The 16242-nt window shown below is 69.3% G+C and carries 13 protein-coding genes; 10 read left to right on the top strand and 3 right to left on the bottom strand.

Annotated elements, in window-relative coordinates; genetic code table 11:
- The first annotated feature begins 284 nt into the window (after window positions 1-284).
- The 3 genes from ACLLJJ_RS01360 (at window position 285) to ACLLJJ_RS01350 (ending at window position 3256) form a co-directional block, all read left to right on the top strand.
- A complete protein-coding gene (locus ACLLJJ_RS01360) occupies window positions 285-839 on the top strand; it encodes a DUF1772 domain-containing protein (RefSeq protein WP_434587407.1) in 555 nt (184 codons plus the stop codon).
- Window positions 840-960: 121 nt separating this feature from the next.
- On the top strand, window positions 961-1560 hold the full coding sequence (locus ACLLJJ_RS01355; protein WP_434587406.1) for a tetratricopeptide repeat protein: 600 nt from the start codon (window positions 961-963) through the stop codon (window positions 1558-1560).
- A 958-nt stretch (window positions 1561-2518) separates the two neighbouring features.
- A complete protein-coding gene (locus ACLLJJ_RS01350) occupies window positions 2519-3256 on the top strand; it encodes an SAM-dependent methyltransferase (RefSeq protein ID WP_434587405.1) in 738 nt (245 codons plus the stop codon).
- A 58-nt stretch (window positions 3257-3314) separates the two neighbouring features.
- On the opposite strand, the gene ACLLJJ_RS01345 is transcribed toward ACLLJJ_RS01350, so the two are convergent.
- Entirely contained in the window at window positions 3315-3722 is a 408-nt protein-coding gene (locus tag ACLLJJ_RS01345; RefSeq protein WP_434587404.1) for a hypothetical protein, read from the bottom strand.
- Window positions 3723-4416: 694 nt separating this feature from the next.
- Here ACLLJJ_RS01345 and ACLLJJ_RS01340 point away from each other — a divergent pair.
- Window positions 4417-7563, top strand: coding sequence for an ATP-binding protein (locus ACLLJJ_RS01340; RefSeq protein ID WP_434587403.1), 3147 nt, complete (start codon window positions 4417-4419; stop codon window positions 7561-7563).
- Here ACLLJJ_RS01340 and ACLLJJ_RS01335 read toward each other — a convergent pair.
- Entirely contained in the window at window positions 7541-8332 is a 792-nt protein-coding gene (locus ACLLJJ_RS01335) for an ABC transporter permease (RefSeq protein WP_434587402.1), read from the bottom strand. The two genes, ACLLJJ_RS01340 and ACLLJJ_RS01335, sit on opposite strands and share 23 nt — an antisense overlap.
- Window positions 8329-9330: an ATP-binding cassette domain-containing protein gene (locus ACLLJJ_RS01330; protein ID WP_434587401.1), complete on the bottom strand. Its 1002-nt coding sequence runs from the start codon at window positions 9328-9330 to the stop codon at window positions 8329-8331. Before ACLLJJ_RS01330 ends, ACLLJJ_RS01335 begins: the two co-directional genes overlap by 4 nt.
- Before the next feature lie 399 nt (window positions 9331-9729).
- Between ACLLJJ_RS01330 and ACLLJJ_RS01325 the strand changes: the two genes are divergently transcribed.
- From ACLLJJ_RS01325 to ACLLJJ_RS01300, 6 genes are all read left to right on the top strand, one after another.
- Window positions 9730-10203, top strand: coding sequence for a carboxymuconolactone decarboxylase family protein (locus tag ACLLJJ_RS01325; RefSeq protein ID WP_434587400.1), 474 nt, complete (start codon window positions 9730-9732; stop codon window positions 10201-10203).
- A gap of 393 nt (window positions 10204-10596) precedes the next feature.
- The gene (locus tag ACLLJJ_RS01320) at window positions 10597-11967 is read left to right on the top strand and encodes a lysine N(6)-hydroxylase/L-ornithine N(5)-oxygenase family protein (protein ID WP_434587399.1); all 1371 of its coding nucleotides are present in this window, start codon (window positions 10597-10599) and stop codon (window positions 11965-11967) included.
- 17 nt (window positions 11968-11984) lie between these two features.
- Window positions 11985-13043 (top strand): FecCD family ABC transporter permease, encoded by a 1059-nt coding sequence (locus tag ACLLJJ_RS01315; protein ID WP_434587398.1) that lies wholly within the window; start codon window positions 11985-11987, stop codon window positions 13041-13043.
- Window positions 13040-14131, top strand: a complete 1092-nt coding sequence (locus ACLLJJ_RS01310; RefSeq protein WP_434587397.1) for a FecCD family ABC transporter permease — start codon at window positions 13040-13042, stop codon at window positions 14129-14131. The genes ACLLJJ_RS01315 and ACLLJJ_RS01310 overlap by 4 nt, the downstream gene beginning before the upstream one ends.
- A gap of 38 nt (window positions 14132-14169) precedes the next feature.
- Entirely contained in the window at window positions 14170-15012 is an 843-nt protein-coding gene (locus tag ACLLJJ_RS01305) for an ABC transporter ATP-binding protein (RefSeq protein ID WP_434587396.1), read from the top strand.
- Between the two features lie 140 nt (window positions 15013-15152).
- A complete protein-coding gene (locus tag ACLLJJ_RS01300) occupies window positions 15153-16202 on the top strand; it encodes an iron-siderophore ABC transporter substrate-binding protein (protein WP_434587395.1) in 1050 nt (349 codons plus the stop codon).
- The last annotated feature ends 40 nt before the right edge of the window (window positions 16203-16242 follow it).

Raw genomic sequence — 16242 nt, 5'->3', positions numbered from 1 at the left:
GCGCCAGTGACGTCGGTGGAAGCGCCCTGGGCAAGTCGGCAGCCGGCCTTCGCCCTGTGCGCGAGGGCCTGCGCGCGAGGGGCAATCCGGCAGGGCGGTCAGCGGCTCCACCGTGGACGCACGCGTATGGATGTGAGGCTCTCAACCATGGGTGGCAGCGCCGTATCCGGCTTTCCTGAACGCATGACTACCGCACCGCACACAGGCGGCTTCGCCGCCCGCATCCGTCGCACCGCAGCACCGGGGCTCCGAAGCTGCGCGGAATCCCCGCAGGAGATGTCGTCATGACCGGCCGTCAACGCCTCAGGAGCGACCGCCTCAGGACCGGGACCCTGATCGCGGCCACCATGACGACCGGGCTGATCGCCGGCGTCTTCATGAACTGGTCGAACGGGATCATGCCCGGTCTGAGCAATGTCGACGACCAGTCCTTCGTCGCCGCCTTCCGGGCACTCGACGCGGCGATCACCAATCCCTTGTTCCTCGGCGTGGGTTTCATGGGCGCGCTGTTCTTCACGGGGCTGTCCGCCGCCCTCCATCGCCGCGCGGAGCAGCGGCCGGTGCTGATCTGGGTCGGGTCGGCACTGGTGTGTTGCCTGGTGGTGTTCGTGATCACGTTCGGCGTCAACGAGCCCCTCAACGAAAAACTCAGGACGGTCGCAGAACCCGACAGCAACGCTGAGCTGGCGGCGGCGCGCGCCCTGCTCGACGAGGCGATGTGGACCGCTTGGAACACCGTGCGCGCTGTGGCGTCAACCATCGGATTCGGCTGCCTCACCTGGGCACTTGTGATCCATCGCGATCTCGGTCGGGCCGTCGGCCGACGGGCCGGGGAGTGACCGGCCCTCAGGCCGACGGCCGGGGCGCCAGGGTTACCTGAGGTGGGACGAGGGTCATGTCGAGGAGCCGCTCGGCCTCTTCCGGCTGGCGGGCAAGCTGTACGCGGACGCCGACTGCCCCATGGGCGCGGCCCATGCGACCGGGTACGAGGCCTGGGCGATGCTGCAGCTGGGACACCGCGTGGAAGCGGCGCGGCTGGCCCGCACGGCGCTGGACATTCCGCACGCCGATCCCGCGTGGCCCCCCACTCTGACGGCCCGGATCACCCTCGGCGTGGCCATCGCCCGCGAGGAACCCGACGAGGCGGTGGAGCACCTGGAGCAGGCGCTCGCGCTGGCCCGCGAGGACGGCCACAAGCACAACGAGGCGTGGTGCCTCAACTGCCTCGGCGTCGCGCTGCGGCAGATGGGCCGGTACGAAGAGGCGGTGGCCGGCCACCGCCGGGCGTTCGCGCTGCTGGACGACCTGTTCGAAGAACACTGGAAGATCCATTTCCTCAACGGCTACGCCGAGACCTGCCGACTGGCGGGCCTGCCCGAGGACGCTCTGCTGCTGTACCGGCAAGCGCTGGATCCGGCCCCGAGACTGGGGTACCCGTACGCGGAGGCGTTGGCCCACGAGGGAAGCGCCACGGTCCTCGACGACACGGACCCGCCCGCAGCCGCCGAACACCGTGCGGCCGGGCACGCCATCCTGCAGGAACTCGAACCAGGAACCTGACAGGACTGGTCGCTCACGGCGATCCGTGGGGTCACGGGACAGGCCTGGCGACTGGTGGTCCCTGCCGTGGGCCCGAGCAAGCAATCGGGCGGGCCCCTGAACGAACGGACGCGGGGGCATGCCGCCCCACGCACAACCGGTTGGCCGACCGTCGCACCACTGCACCGTCCTCGCGCAGTCCACCGCGACGACGGGCCCGGCAGCCTGTCCGCGTGCCTGTCATCGCGGCGTTGCGGTCCCAGAGCGCAAGAGGCACGCAGCATCGCTCAGCCGATTCTCCGCGTCGCCCGCTGCGTCCTTGCGGCCAACTCGCCCTGGAACGCGCCCCCGACCCCACCTGACCGGACGGCGTCACTACCACCGGCGGTACACAGTGTCGGTCAGGCATGTTCTGGCATGCCGACCGTTCCTGCGACGCAGAGAGTCCGGCGTCGGGGCGCCTGTGCCGTACGTGGTCTCGTCGGCGTGGGGTGGCGTTGGGGGGCGGATTGTTGAGGGAAGGTTTCTGCGGCTTTCGTCGCGGTGGTTGAACTGCGACGCTGGTTTTCACGTCGCCCTGATCCCCGGTGCCGCATCTGTCCGGTTCGCTGTGGCCGTCATGGGGAGGTATCTGGTGAACGTGGTTTCGGCGGTCTGGTTCCGGGGCTTGTGTGAGCCCTACCGCGTGTGGGCCCGGCCGGGCTGGTTCAGGCCCTCCCCAGTACCTCTCCAGGCCGTTGCCGAGCTCCGCGGCGGTTCGGCTCAGGCCCGCCGTCCGTCGACGGCATTCGAGGTGGCCCGTGGAGCTCCAGTACCTGCCACCCGAGCCGCCCTCAAACCGGCTGGATCCGCATTGCCGACGATGCGGATCCAGTCGCTGTCACCACGTCGGTCGGTTCGGCCGAGCACAGCAAAGCACGAGCTCGTCGGCGGAGCACAGCGGATGCGATGAGCGTCCGACGCTGTCAGGCTGCCCGCAATGAACCGCGAAAAGATCTCTGAGCTGTCACACGCCGGTCACCCCATCAACAGCCCGCTCGACGACGAGTCCGTGGAGCGATTGCTCCACCGGACCTTGGACCGAGGGGATGAGCGGGTGCTCGACCTCGGCTGCGGTGAGGCGGCGTGGCTCCTACGGGCCCTGGCCGCTCATCCGACGGTGACCGCCGAAGGCGTCGACAACTCGGCCCAGTACCTGGCCAAGGCCCAGAAGGAGGCGGCCGAGCTGGGAGTCGAACAGCGACTCGCACTTCACCAGCAGGACGCCGCGGAGTTCGTGTCCCCACGTCCCTTCGACGCAGTTCTCAGCATCGGTGCCACCCACGCTTTCGGCGGACTCCTGCCCACCCTCGATGCCGCCCAAAAGCATCTCGCTCCCGGCGGCCGCGTCCTGGTCGGCGACGCCTACTGGGAGCGCGAGCCCACCGTTGCCGCCCGCGAGATGCTGGGCGAATACGAGGACCTGGCGACCACGGTGGACCGCGTGGTCGGCCACGGCTGGACCCCTGTCTTCGGGCACATCAGCACACGCCAGGAACTCGACCACTTCGAGTGGTGCTGGACCGGATCCCTGGCGGCGTGGGCGCTGAACCACCCCGAGGACCCCGACAGCGCCGAGATTCTCACGGTTGCCTCCGACCACCGCTCACAGTGGCTGCACACCTATCGCGACAGCTTCGGATTCTTCACCCTCGTGCTTCGCCGAACCTCCGAGTGACCGACGCGGGCGGCGGGCCAGGGGCCCTCGCCGTAGACGGACGACCTGCTCACATGGCCTAAGCCACGCAGCCTGGCATTCGGGCCCGGGCGGACTCCGCGACCTTCTGGCCGTTGACGTACATCTCGGTGTAGATGCCGCGGATGTGACCGAAGCCGTTGTAGCACTGGCCCGCCGCATCCACCGACCCCCGGGAGAAGAACTGGCTGCGCTGCGCGACGCGCTCGTCGCCGCGCAAGGAGAGGTCGGCCCAGACGATGACCTCCACGGTGGCATTGCCGAAGCCGCCGCCACGCCGTTCGGCGGTGGCCTTGGCCCGCGCGTGGCCGTCACTGGTGGGCATGTGCGCGGTGTTGGTGCAGGGGAGAGCGGGCGCCGCTGCTTGGCCTGCGGCCGGTACGGCCGTGAGGCCGACCAGCAGGGCGGCTGTCGTGCTCAGCACCGCGAGGGGGGTCCGGCGTCGCATGTATTCTCCTCACCCCGGGCCGTCCCGCCCGCCCACCATGAGGGAGCGAAGGACTCTGCCCGGAGGCGTTCTCACTGGCAGGGATGTGGTCGCACACAGCGCCGTGGCGTTGCTCAGGGGCATTTGCTCCTGAGCAACCATGATGGGAACGGTCCTCGAAGTCGGAAGTACCGTCCTGTCGACTGCCGCAGTGGCTGCGCGACATCACCCTTCCCGGACCCGCTATCGGGCCGGTCACCTGCCGGTCACTCCGTGGAGCACGCGCGGGTCCCTCGCCGACGTCACTGGGCGACGAGCGCACGGACGAACGATGCGTGGGCGGGCACAGGTTCCTCCGCTACTGGGGCCCTTCGCGCCAGGTCGGATGGGGTGCGAAGGGTGACCGTTCGTTCGTATGTGTCCGTGGGGGTGAGGGCGCGCCCCGACCTATAGTTACGACGCTGTCCGCCAACTCGGAGGTCGGGCAGTGGCGGTTCGTGGTTCGGTTCGGTCCGGTGAGAGGGCCGGGGTGATTCCGCTCAGGTGGACGAGGCCGGCGATGCGCACGGCCGCGTCGTCGAGGAGGTCCGGGCGCCTGGCCCTGGTCACCGCGCTGCTGCGGCCCACCCCGGAAACACGACCGTGCCCCTGCTCGGGCCGGCCGGCGTACCGGCTGCCGTGTCGGGGTGCGCCTGATGCTGGCTAGTCTGCGTACGTGACCTCCGAGCTGACCTTGCTGCCCCGCATTGCCTACCGGGGGCAGGAGATAACCGCGCCGCGTCTGCGCGGGCTGCTGGCGCTGCTCGCCGTCGACCTGCGGGCCGGGTGCAGCACCGGGCGGCTCGCGGAGGGGCTGTGGCCGGACACACAGCCGGAGCGGCCGGCGAAGGCGGTGCAGGTGCTGGTCTCCCGGGTGCGGTCCCAGCTGGGCACCGGGCTGATCGTGAGTACGCCGACGGGATACCGACTGGCGCTGGGCGCGACGCGGGTCGACAGCTCCGCGTTGCTGCTGCGCGAGGAGGCCGGTGCGGAGCGGGCTCGCACGGGTGATCACAAGGGTGCTCTGGAGGAAGCCGAAGCCGGCCTGGCCCTGTGGGACGGCGTCGTGACCGCCGGTGCCGGAGAGGACCCGCACGACCCGGTGCTGGTGCTGCTCGCCGCGCGGGCCGGTGCCCACCGGGCGCTGGTGCGCACCCGCGCGCTCGCCCTGTCCCGGGTCGGGCGGCGGGAAGAGGCGGCGCGCCCGTTGGCCGAGCTGGCCGGGGAACTGCCCCGGGACGAGGAGGTGCTGGCGGAGCTGCTGCGCTGCGAGGCTGCCACCGTGGGCCCGGCCGCCGCACTGAGCCGGTACGACACCTACCGGCGAGGGCTGCGTGAAGAGCTCGGCGCCGACCCCGGTGGCAGGCTCAAGGCCGTACACGAGGAACTGCTGCGTGCCGAGGCGCCCGCGGTCCGGCACGGCGTACCGCACGAGCCGAATCTGCTGCTCGGGCGGGAGGCCGACATCGCCACCGTGGCCGAACTGCTGCGCACCGCACGGGTCGTCACCACCATCGGCCCCGGCGGCCTCGGCAAGACCCGGCTCGCGTACGCCGTCGGCCGGGCCGCCGAACAGCGGGTGGTGCACTTCGTGCCGCTGGCCGGTGTCACCGCCGATGACGATGTGGCAGGGGAGGTGGCCTCGGCGGTCGGTGTCGGGGACACCCGGCGCTTCGCCGTGGGCGGGGATCTCGTCGGAGGGATCGTCGGAGCGCTGGGCCCAGGACCTGTACTCCTTGTGCTCGACAACTGTGAGCAGGTCGTCCGCGGCGCCGCCGACCTCGTACGGGATCTGGTGTCGCGGTCGAAGGAGCTGCGGGTGCTTGCCACCAGCAGGGCTCCGCTCGGCCTGACTTCGGAGTCCCTGTATGCGCTGCCGGAGCTGACCCTCGCCACCTCCGTCGAGCTCTTCGGGCAGCGGGCCAGGGCGGCGCGCCCCGATGTGGAGCTGCCCGCCGGCCAGGTGGCCGAGCTCTGCCGTCGTCTGGACGGTCTTCCGCTGGCCGTGGAGCTGGCCGCCGCCCGGGTGCGGGTGCTGTCCGTGGCCGAGATCGACCGCCGCCTGCGGGACCGCTTCGCGCTGCTGCGCGGTGGGGCGCGGGACACACCGGAGCGGCATCGCACCCTGTATGCCGTCGTCGAATGGAGCTGGAACCTCCTTGAGCCCGAAGGTCGGGCGGCGCTGCGCGCGCTCTCGGTGTTCCCCGGAGGCTTCACCGAGGACGCGGCGGAGCGTGTGCTCGCGGGCGGTGGCAGGGGGGACGCGCTCCACCTGCTGGAACAGTTGGCCGATCAGTCCTTGATCAAGGCAGGTGAGACCGCGTCCGGGCTGCGCTTTCACATGCTGGAGACCGTACGGGAGTTCAGCGCCGGCCGGCGCGCGCGGGCGGGCGAGGAGGAAGCCGTCACCATCGGGTTCCTCGCCTGGGCACGGGACTTCGGCCGTACGTACCACGATGTGCTCTTCAGCAGCGACCCCTCGCCCTACTGGGTGCGGATCCGGGCCGAGCAGGACAACCTCGTTCTGGCCCTGAGACACGCTCTGACGCGCACCGAGGGACCCACTACCGCGGCCGTCACGGCGGTGCTCGCCTCGCTGTGGGCCACCGACTTCAATCACGCCCGGCTCGCCACCCTCGCCACCGGGACCGGCGGCCCGCTCTCGCACTTCCAACCCGGTTCCGAGGACGTCGAGGTGGCGCGGACCGCGGCGGCCGTGTGCGCGGCGTCCCTCTTCATGAGTCACGGGCCGCATGCCATGCGCCAGCTCGTCACGTTGCGCAGGCTGCCGACGGCTCCGCCGGACACCCTGCTCCGGGCACTGGCCGTCGTCCTGTGCGCCACGCCCGACGTGCTCCCTCCGGACTACGTGCGCCTGTGGGAGCTGTGCGCCGCCGACGAACCACTGGTGGCGGGCCTCTCCGAGCTCGTCGCCAGCTACGTGTGGGAGTACGAGAACGAGGTGGAACGGGCGCTGGAATCCGCCCGCCGGACTCTCGCCGCTCTGGGGCCGCTGAAGAATCCGGCGACGCGGATGCTGAGCCACGGCCGGATCAGCGACCTGTGTCTACAGACCGAGCGGGGCGCGGAGGCGTACACCCACCTGCGGGCCGCGCTGGGCGCGCTCGACAAGTTCGACGGCCTGCTGGACACGGTCGGCATCCGCTGGGGACTGGTGCTTGCCTGTTTGCAGCGCGGGGATCTCGACGAGGCGGAGTACTGGTGGGAGCTGGCAGCCCTCGACCAACAGGTGGAGGCGAACCAGATCTTCTACACCCCGGACCTGGCGGCACGGGCGGAGATCGCGCTGGCCCGTGGACTGACCGAGGCGGGGCTCGAACTGTGGCGGCAGGCCGTGGCGCGGATGCGGGAGGGGAACCCGCCACAGGCCACCGAGCCGTTGGCAAATCCCTGGTCCCTGGAAGTGCAGTCGGCTGCACTGGCCGCGCATGCCCAGCACGGCCGCCTTGAGCTGCTCGACGGGCTGGCCGGACAACTCCGGGAACAACTCAGGCAGTTGCTGGCAGGTCAGTCCGAGGCGGGGGTCCCATCGAAGCTTCCGGTGTGCGGCACGGTGCTGCGGGCGCTCGGCCTGACCGGCCTCGCGCGGGGCGACACCTCGGCTGTGCGCCTCCTGGCGCTGGCGGAACGGATGCGCGTACTGAGGGAGTTCCCGACCCTGTCCGCCGACCGGGCCCAGCGGGCCGCCGATCATGCCGACAGGGCGGCGTACGCCGTCGCGATGTCGGAGTACGCCGCCCTGGAGCACGGTGAGTTGCTTGCCGTGGCGCTGCGCGCGATCAGCGCACCGGGTCTCGATTGAACTGGGCCTTCGACCAGAGGTAGCCGAGCACGGTCAGGCCCACGCACCAGGCGAAGGCCAGCCACCCGTTGTTGCCGATCTCGCTGCCCAACAGCAGACCGCGCAGGGTTTCGATGGCGGGGGAGAAGGGCTGGTACTCGGCGAACCAGCGGAACCAGCTCGGCATGGCATCCACCGGCACGAACGCGCTGGACAGCAACGGCAGCATCATCAGCGGCAGTGCGTTGTTGCTCGCACCGTCGGGCGTCGGGCTGGCCAGGCCGAGACCGACCGCGGTCCACGTCAGCGACAGACTGACCATCGTCAGCAGGCCCGCCGCCGCGATCCACTCCACCACGGTGGCCTCGGGGCGGAACCCGATGGCAAGGGCGACGCCCAGCACCAGCACCAGCGACATCAGCGTCTGCAGCACACTGCCGACGACATGTCCGATCAGCACGGAATCACGGGAGATCGCCATGGTGCGGAAGCGGGCGACGATGCCCGTGGTCATGTCGATGCAGACGGACACGGCGGTGCCGACGGAGGTCCCGCCGATGGTCATCAGCAGGATGCCGGGGATCAGATAGGCGACGTACTCGGCGCGGCCGGCGTCGCCGCCCGTGATGCCCGCGCTCATCACATCGCCGAAGACGTACACGAAAAGCAGCATCAGGACGATCGGCGTCAGCAGGACGTTGAGGGTGAGGGAGGGGTAGCGCCGCGCGTGCAGGAGGTTGCGGCGCAACATCGTGGACGAGTCGCGCACGGTGAGGGACAGGGTGCTCATCGGACGGTCTCCTTGGCGGCGGGCGTGGCGGAGGCGGTGGGCGTGGCGGATGCGGTGGCCGCAGCGGGTTGGTCCGTCAGAGCGAAGAACACGTCGTCGAGGTCGGGGGTGTGCACGGTCAGCTCGTCCGCCTCGATGCCGGCCGCGTCGAGCCGGTCGATGATGGCGCGCAGCTCGCGCTGGCTGCCGCCGCTGGGGATGGTCAGGGAGAGCGATTCCTCGCTCCGGAAGGTGTCGGGCAAGGCGTCGGTCGCGTGCGCGTACGCCTGAGGCTCGGCGAACCGGAGGCGGACATGCCCGCCAGGGACCAGCCGCTTGAGCTCTCCGGCCGTGCCCTGGGCGACGATCTCGCCACCGTTGAGAACCGCGATGCGGTCGGCGAGCTGATCGGCCTCATCCAGGTGCTGGGTGGTGAGGAAGACGGTGACGCCCTCGGCGACGAGTTCTCGAATGATGTGCCACATGGTGTGCCGGCTGCGCGGGTCGAGGCCGGTGGTCGGCTCGTCGAGGAAGATGATCCGCGGGCTGCCGACCAGAGTCATGGCGAGGTCGAGACGGCGGCGCATGCCGCCGGAGTAGGTGACAGCGGGCTTCTTGGCGGCCCCGGCCAGCTCGAAGCGCTCCAGCAACTCGGCGGCGAATCGGCGGCCTTCGCGGCGAGGGAGATGGTGCAGGTCCGCCATGAGGAGCATGTTCTCCTCGCCGGTGATCATGTTGTCCACCGCGGAGAACTGCCCGGTGACGCCGATCGCCGCGCGCACCGCCTGAGGCTCGGAGGCAAGGTCGTGCCCGTTCACCCGCAGCTCGCCGGCATCGGCGGCGACCAGGGTGGAGAGGATCTGGACCGTGGTGGTCTTGCCGGCGCCGTTCGGCCCGAGGAGGGAGAAGACCGTGCCGACGGGGACGCGGAGGTCGATGCCGTCGAGAACGGTCTTCTCGCCGTAGGACTTGCGCAGCCCGGTGGCCGAGATCGCGAGTGGGTCGGTCGTTTTCGTCATGCCGCAGAGCTTGCGGCTGAGCCGGTTCAGTACGGTTTCAGCTCGGTTTCAGCCGTCTTGACGCCCCGGAACCGCCAGCGGAAGACGGGCGGCGGTCCTTGAGAAGACCGGGTGCGTACTGCACACGGCCCCGCCCCGACGTGTTCATCGCCGAAATCGACACGGTTTCGATGGGTTCGACGGGGACGGGAAAACCCGGCTGTCTCGCTCGTGCGGATCTTCCGCATCCGCGACGGGAAGATCGCCCGACCGCGTGACTGCTTCGCGCCGGAACTGATGAGTCGAGGACGTCCTCGCCGCGGTGACGGGAGAGACGCGGGTCACAGCCGGTCATGTCACATCCTGCCGAGCTGCGCCGTCGTAGCTGTGTAAGCACCGACAACGGCAGAGGAGATCGCCATGAGTGCCCGCTTGGACCCCTTGAGCAGTCCGACCATTGGCAAGGTTTTCCGGCACATCATCGCGGCGGGCAAGGTGCTCGATGACTCGACGCTGCCGGCCGCGACGCAGGAGCTGGTGAAGCTCCGCGCAAGTCAGATCAACGGGTGTGGTTTCTGCACCGACATGCACAGCAAGGATGCCGCCGCGGCCGGTGAGTCCTCGGTGCGGCTGAATCTGGTGGCGGTGTGGCGGGAGGCCACGGTATTCACCGAGGCCGAGCGGGCGGCGCTGGAGCTGACGGAGCAGGGCACCCGGATCGCGGACGCGGCCGGTGGGGTCAGCGACGAGGTGTGGGCGAACGCTGCCAAGCACTACGACGAGGAGCAGTTGGCCGCCCTGGTGTGCGCGATCGCGATCATCAACGCCTTCAACCGGGCGAACGTCCTCATCCAGCAGCCGGCCGGCGACTACCAGCCCGGTCAGTTCGCATAACCAGCGGTACCTGGCCGCACGTGCCACACGCCCCGGGCGCCCGTCTTCTGGGCCCGGGGCGTTCCTGGCTCCGGCCCCGGCACAGCGAGTTGGCTCTGACCGGCTGTGGCCAGGTGGCGAGCGAGCAGGTGTCTCGGGGGACCGGCGACGACGGCGAGGCGTTGGTGACCGAGGTAGGGAACGACCGCGAAGGGGAGAGAGCCGGCATCGGCGTAGGAGGCGGTTTTACGTCGCTTCACGAGGCGTTGGCGCGCGTTTGTCCGGTTTGCCCAGTCGACAGTGCCGCGCGATTAGCTTAGGCTCACCTAAGTTTGCTGGCCGGTCCGTCGGCATGCCTGCCTCTCGTACCTTCCCCACGCCTGACAGGCGGCTTCACCGCACGATGGGAGTGACATGTCTCAGGTTCTTCCTGGCGACGCACCGGTGGTCCACGACCTCATTGGCATCGGCTTCGGCCCCTCCAATGTGGCCATGGCGATCGCGCTCAACGAGCACAACGCGCGCGTCGGCAGGCAGGAGCCGGTCACCGCTCACTTCTTCGAGCAGCAGCCGAGCTTCGGTTGGCACCGCGGCATGCTGATCGACGACGCCACCATGCAGGTGTCCTTCCTCAAGGACCTGGTGACGCTCCGGAACCCGGCCAGTGAGTTCAGCTTTCTCTGCTATCTGCAGAGCAAGAACCGCATGATCGACTTTGTCAACGGCAAGAACCTCTTCCCGCTGCGGGTGGAATTCCACGAGTACTTCGAGTGGGCCGCGGCCAAAGTCGACGACATGGTCTCCTACGGCCACGAGGTCGTCTCCGTCACGCCCTTCGTCCACGACGGTGTCGTGGAGTACCTGGACGTGACCGTCCGGTCGGGGGAGGGCCTTGAGGTCCACCGGGCCCGCAACCTCGTCATCGGTACCGGGCTGCGCCCTCTCATGCCGGAGGGCGTGGAGCGCGGCGACCGCATCTGGCACAACTCCGATCTGCTGCGCAAGGTCGACGGACTGGAGGGCGGTTCGCCCTCGCGGTTCGTCGTCGTGGGTGCCGGACAGAGCGCCGCCGAGAACGTGGCCTACCTGCACCGCCGCTTCCCCCGGGCCGAGGTTTGTGCGGTCTTCTCGCGCTACGGCTACAGCCCCGCCGACGACAGCAGCTTCGCCAACCGGATCTTCGACCCCGGGGCGGTCGACGACTTCTTCACCGCGCCCGAGAGCGTCAAGAGCCGGTTGATGGCCTATCACGGCAACACCAACTACTCCGTGGTCGACATCGACTTGATCGACGACCTGTACCGGCAGATGTACCGGGAGAAGGTCCTCGGGACCGAACGGCTGCGTTTCCTCAACGTGTCCCGGGTCACCGGCGCCGAGGAGACGCCCGACGGCGTACGTGCGACGGTGAAGTCCCTCGTCACGGGCGAGGAGACACACCTGGACGCCGACGTCGTGGTCTTCGCCACCGGCTACAGCCCCGCCGACCCACTCGGCCTCCTCGGCGAGGTCGCCGACCGCTGCCTGAGCGACGACCAGGGCCGCGTCCGCGTCGAGCGCGACTACCGCATCGCGACGGACCCCGAACTGCGCTGTGGGATCTACCTGCAGGGGGGGACGGAGCACACGCACGGCATTACGACGTCGCTGCTGTCCAACACCGCGATACGGGTCGGCGAGATCCTGGAATCGTTGCTCGCCCGGGGCCTGAGGTCGGCCTCCGACGAGGGCCGACCGCTCGCCGATGGCGCCGGCCGCACCGCCCGTCAGTCCGCCCACGGCTAGGGATAACGTTCGTCGACATGTTCACGACTGCAGTTGAGCGACCCGCGCCCCCGGGGACAAGGGATCCCCGTCGGCGGCGGGTCGTGGGTTTGGGCGCGCTTGTGGTGATCCTCGTGATCGCGGCGGCGGTGTCGCTGGCCGTCGGCACCCGCGCGCTGAGTCCCGCCGAGGTCTGGCACGGGCTGTTCGCGGTGCCCGACTCCGACGAGCCACTGACCGAGATCAGGCTCATCGTGCAGACCGTGCGGGTGCCCCGGACCGTGCTCGCGATCGTGGCGGGCATCGCTCTGGGAGTCGGCGGTGCGCTGATCCAGGGGTACACACGCAATCCCATCGCCGACACGGGCCTGCTGGGGGTGAACGCCGGAGCCTCGTTCGCCGTGGTGTCGGTGATCGCCGTGTTCGGGTTCACCGACCCGTTCCAGTACGTCTGGTTCGCCTTCCTGGGGGCGGCGATCGCAGGCGTCGTCGTCTTCGGCCTGGCGAGCATCGGCCGGGGGGCGGGCAACCCATTGACGCTCGCCCTGGCCGGGCAAGGGATCACGGTGTTCCTCGCGGCGATGACCACGGCGGTCGCGCTGTCCGACCAGAAGTCGCTGAACGCGCTGCGGTTCTGGAACGCGGGCTCCGTGGCCGGTGTCCGATTCGACGTCATCTGGCCGGTGACCGCATTCATCGCGACCGGATTGGTACTGGCACTGATCACCCTCCCCGCCCTCAACCTGCTCAACCTGGGCGACGACGTGGCACGGGGGCTGGGAGTGAACATCGCCATGAGCCGGACCACGGGCATCGTCGCCATCACCCTGCTGGCCGGCGCTGCCACGGCGGCGTGCGGCCCCATCGCGTTCCTCGGGCTCATGGTGGCCCACGGGGCCCGATACCTGACCGGGCCGGACTACCGATGGCTGGTGCCGTACGCCGGTCTGCTCGGAGCCGTCGTCCTCCTGGTCTGCGACATCGTGGGGCGCTTGGTGGTGCGGCCGGGTGAGTTGGACGCGGGGGTCGTGGTGGCCCTCCTGGGCGCCCCGTTCTTCGCTGTTCTGGTGTGGCGAGGAAAGTTCAAGAGCGCATGAACAAGACACGCATGAGCGACACGCGCACGCACACGACAGACGCGATCCCATCGGTGGCGCCGGGCGTGCGGCTCGGCCAGATGTCGTTCGTATGGCGGCCCTGGCTCGTCCTGGTCACGCTGCTGCTGATGGCGGCGACCTTCCTGGTGTTCTGCCTCTCCCTCAGCGCCGGTGACTTCCCCATCGGGCTGTCCAGGGTGGTCGCCACGATCCTCGGCCGGGGCGAACAGGTCGACGAGTTCGTGGTCATGGATCTGCGGATGCCGCGCGCCCTGGCCGGTCTCATCGTGGGGATCGCGCTGGGGATGTCCGGCGCGATCACGCAGTCCGTCGCGCGCAATCCGCTCGCCAGTCCCGACATCCTGGGGATCACCGGCGGAGCCAGCGCCGTCGCGGTGTTCCTGGTGACGGTGTCGGGCGGGACGGCTGCCGCGGTCGTCAGCTCGGTGGGCCTGTCCGCGGCGTCGCTCGCGGGCGGTCTCGGTACGGGTCTGCTGGTGTACTTCCTGGCGTGGCGACGCGGGATCGACGGCGTACGGCTCATCCTCATCGGCATCTCGGTGAGCGCGGTGATGGAGGCGATCACGACCTGGCTGCTGGTCTCGGCCGACATCAGGGACGTGGCCAGGGCCCAGGCGTGGTTGGTCGGCTCGCTGGAGAACCGGTCGTGGGACGAGGTCCGGGTGGCCTTCTGGTGCACGCTCGTTCTCATGGTCGTGGTGGCCGGCGTCGCGTTCCAGTTCAAGCCGATGCACCTCGGCGACGAGGTTGCCGCCGGCCTGGGCGTCCGCTACTCCAGCGTGCGGGCGATCCTGCTGCTGTGCGCGGTCCTGCTGGCCGCCGTGGCCGTGAGCGCGGCAGGTCCGGTTCCGTTCGTCGCGCTGGTGGCGCCCCAGGTGGCGATGCGTCTGGCGAAGTGCCCGACGCCGCCGATGGTGGCCTCCGGCCTGGTGGGAGCACTGCTGCTGATCGGCGCGGACCTGGTCGCCCGTACGGCGCTGCCGATCACTCTCCCGGTCGGCGTGGTCACCGCCGCGATCGGCGGCCCGTTCCTCGTCTACCTGCTGGTGCGGGCGAACCTCAGGTAGATGGTAAAAAGTAAGGCGAACCTAATTAAGGGGGGCTTGTGGCCGCGCAGTTCATCACCGAGATCGAGTCCGGGGTCAAGGACGTCCCACGGTTGGCAGCCAGGGGCGTCACGGTCGGATACGGCGGCCTGACAGTTATCGACGATCTCGACGTGGCGATTCCGCCCGGAGTGATCACCACGATCATCGGTCCCAACGGCTGCGGGAAGTCCACCCTGTTGCGCACCCTGACGCGGCTGCTCAAGCCGACCAGCGGGACGGTGGTTCTGGACGGCGAGGACATCGTCAAGCTCAAGACCAGGGACGTGGCGAAGAAGCTCGGCCTGCTGCCGCAGGCGCCAGTCGCACCGGAGGGTCTGACGGTGGCCGACCTGGTCGCCAGAGGGCGCCACCCGCACCAGAGTTGGCTGCGGCAGTGGTCTTCGGACGACGCCGGCGTCGTGAAGCGCGCGCTGGCCATGACCGGGGTCTCCGACCTGGCCGACCGCCCGGTCGACTCGCTGTCCGGCGGCCAGCGCCAGCGCGTCTGGATCTCGATGACCCTGGCCCAGGGCACCGACCTGCTGCTCCTCGACGAGCCGACCACCTATCTGGACCTGGCGCACGCGATCGACGTACTCGACCTGGTGGACGACCTGCACGAGTCGGGGCGCACCGTGGTCATGGTGCTGCACGACCTCAATCTGGCCACGCGATACAGCGACAACCTCATCGTGATGCGGGAGGGATCGATCCTGGCGCAGGGGCACCCGCGTGACGTGATCACCGCCGAGCTGCTGCACGAGGCGTTCGGGCTGCGGGCCAAGGTGATCGACGACCCGGTGGGTGACCGGCCCCTCATCGTGCCGATCGGCCGTACGCACGTCGTACTCGCCCCGTAGGGCGCAGGGGCGAGTACCCCACTTGTTTCCGGTGAGGGAAAGTTGAAAGTTAGGCTAGGCTAACCTCACTTGTGCAGGATAAGGTTTGGCTGCCCTTACATCGGGGCGCAGTGGATAGTGCGACAGCAAAGGGATCTCGGATGCTTCTCCATCGAACGACGCTTGTGAAGCCGTGGCAGCGGGCGGCGACGGTGCTGTCCGCCGCGACCCTCGGTCTTGGCCTCCTCACGGGATGCGGTTCCGACGCGGCGGACAAGAAGAGCGACGACGCCCCGGCAGCCGCCGCCGGCGCGTTCCCGGTCACCGTGGAGCACGCGTTCGGATCCACGAAGGTCACCGAGGCTCCCAAGCGGGTCGTCTCCGTGGGCTATACGGATGACCAGGCGATGTTGGCGCTCGGCACCAAGCCGGTCGGCATGGTCGACCAGTACCCGAACCCGGCGGGCAAGTCCCCCGACATCAACACCCAGTGGCCCTGGGTGAAGGACAAGTGGGGCGACACCCGGCCCGAGGTCGTCATGAACAACGGTGACTCGGGCCCGAATTACGAGAAGATCGCCTCCCTGCGTCCGGACCTGATCGTCGCGGTCTACTCCGAGATCGACAAGGCCGCCTACGAGAAGCTCTCCAAGATCGCTCCGACAGTGGGCCGCACCAAGGGCGAGAAGGAGCCCTTCAGCGCGCCGTGGCAGGACAACGCGGTGCACATCGCCAAGGCGCTCGGCAAGGAGGACGAGGGCGCCAAGTTGGTGAAGGGCATCCAGACCAAGCTCGACACCACCAAGAAGGCGCACCCCGAGTTCGCGAAGCAGACCGCTGTCGCGGTGTCCTGGTACAAGGACGCGGTGGTGCCGTTCACCTCCACGGACGTACGTGGACGGCTGGTGACGGGCATTGGGTTCAAGTACCAGACCAAGATCGACGAGATCGCTGACGGCAGTTTCTCCGCCCCGCTGTCGCCCGAGCGCATGGACCTGATCGACGTCGACCGCATCTTTGTCATCAACGACAAGGCGGACACGGAAGCGCTGAAGAAGTTCGAGCTGTTCACCAACCTGCCCGCCGTCAAGAAGGGCAAGGTCTCGTACCTGCTGGACAGTGAGGGTCCGGCGGTCGGTGCGGCCATGTCCCAGGGCACGCTGCTGTCCCTGCCGTACGCCATCGATGAGCTCGCCAAGTCGGTCGGCTAAAGATGGCGTTCGCCCTGTTCCGCCCTCGGCAAGATTTGGT

This window comes from Streptomyces sp. A5-4 (genome assembly GCF_051131715.1).
Lineage (GTDB): Bacteria > Actinomycetota > Actinomycetes > Streptomycetales > Streptomycetaceae > Streptomyces.
Note: the sequence above shows the minus strand (reverse complement) of the source record. Positions and strands in the feature narration are given on the sequence as shown.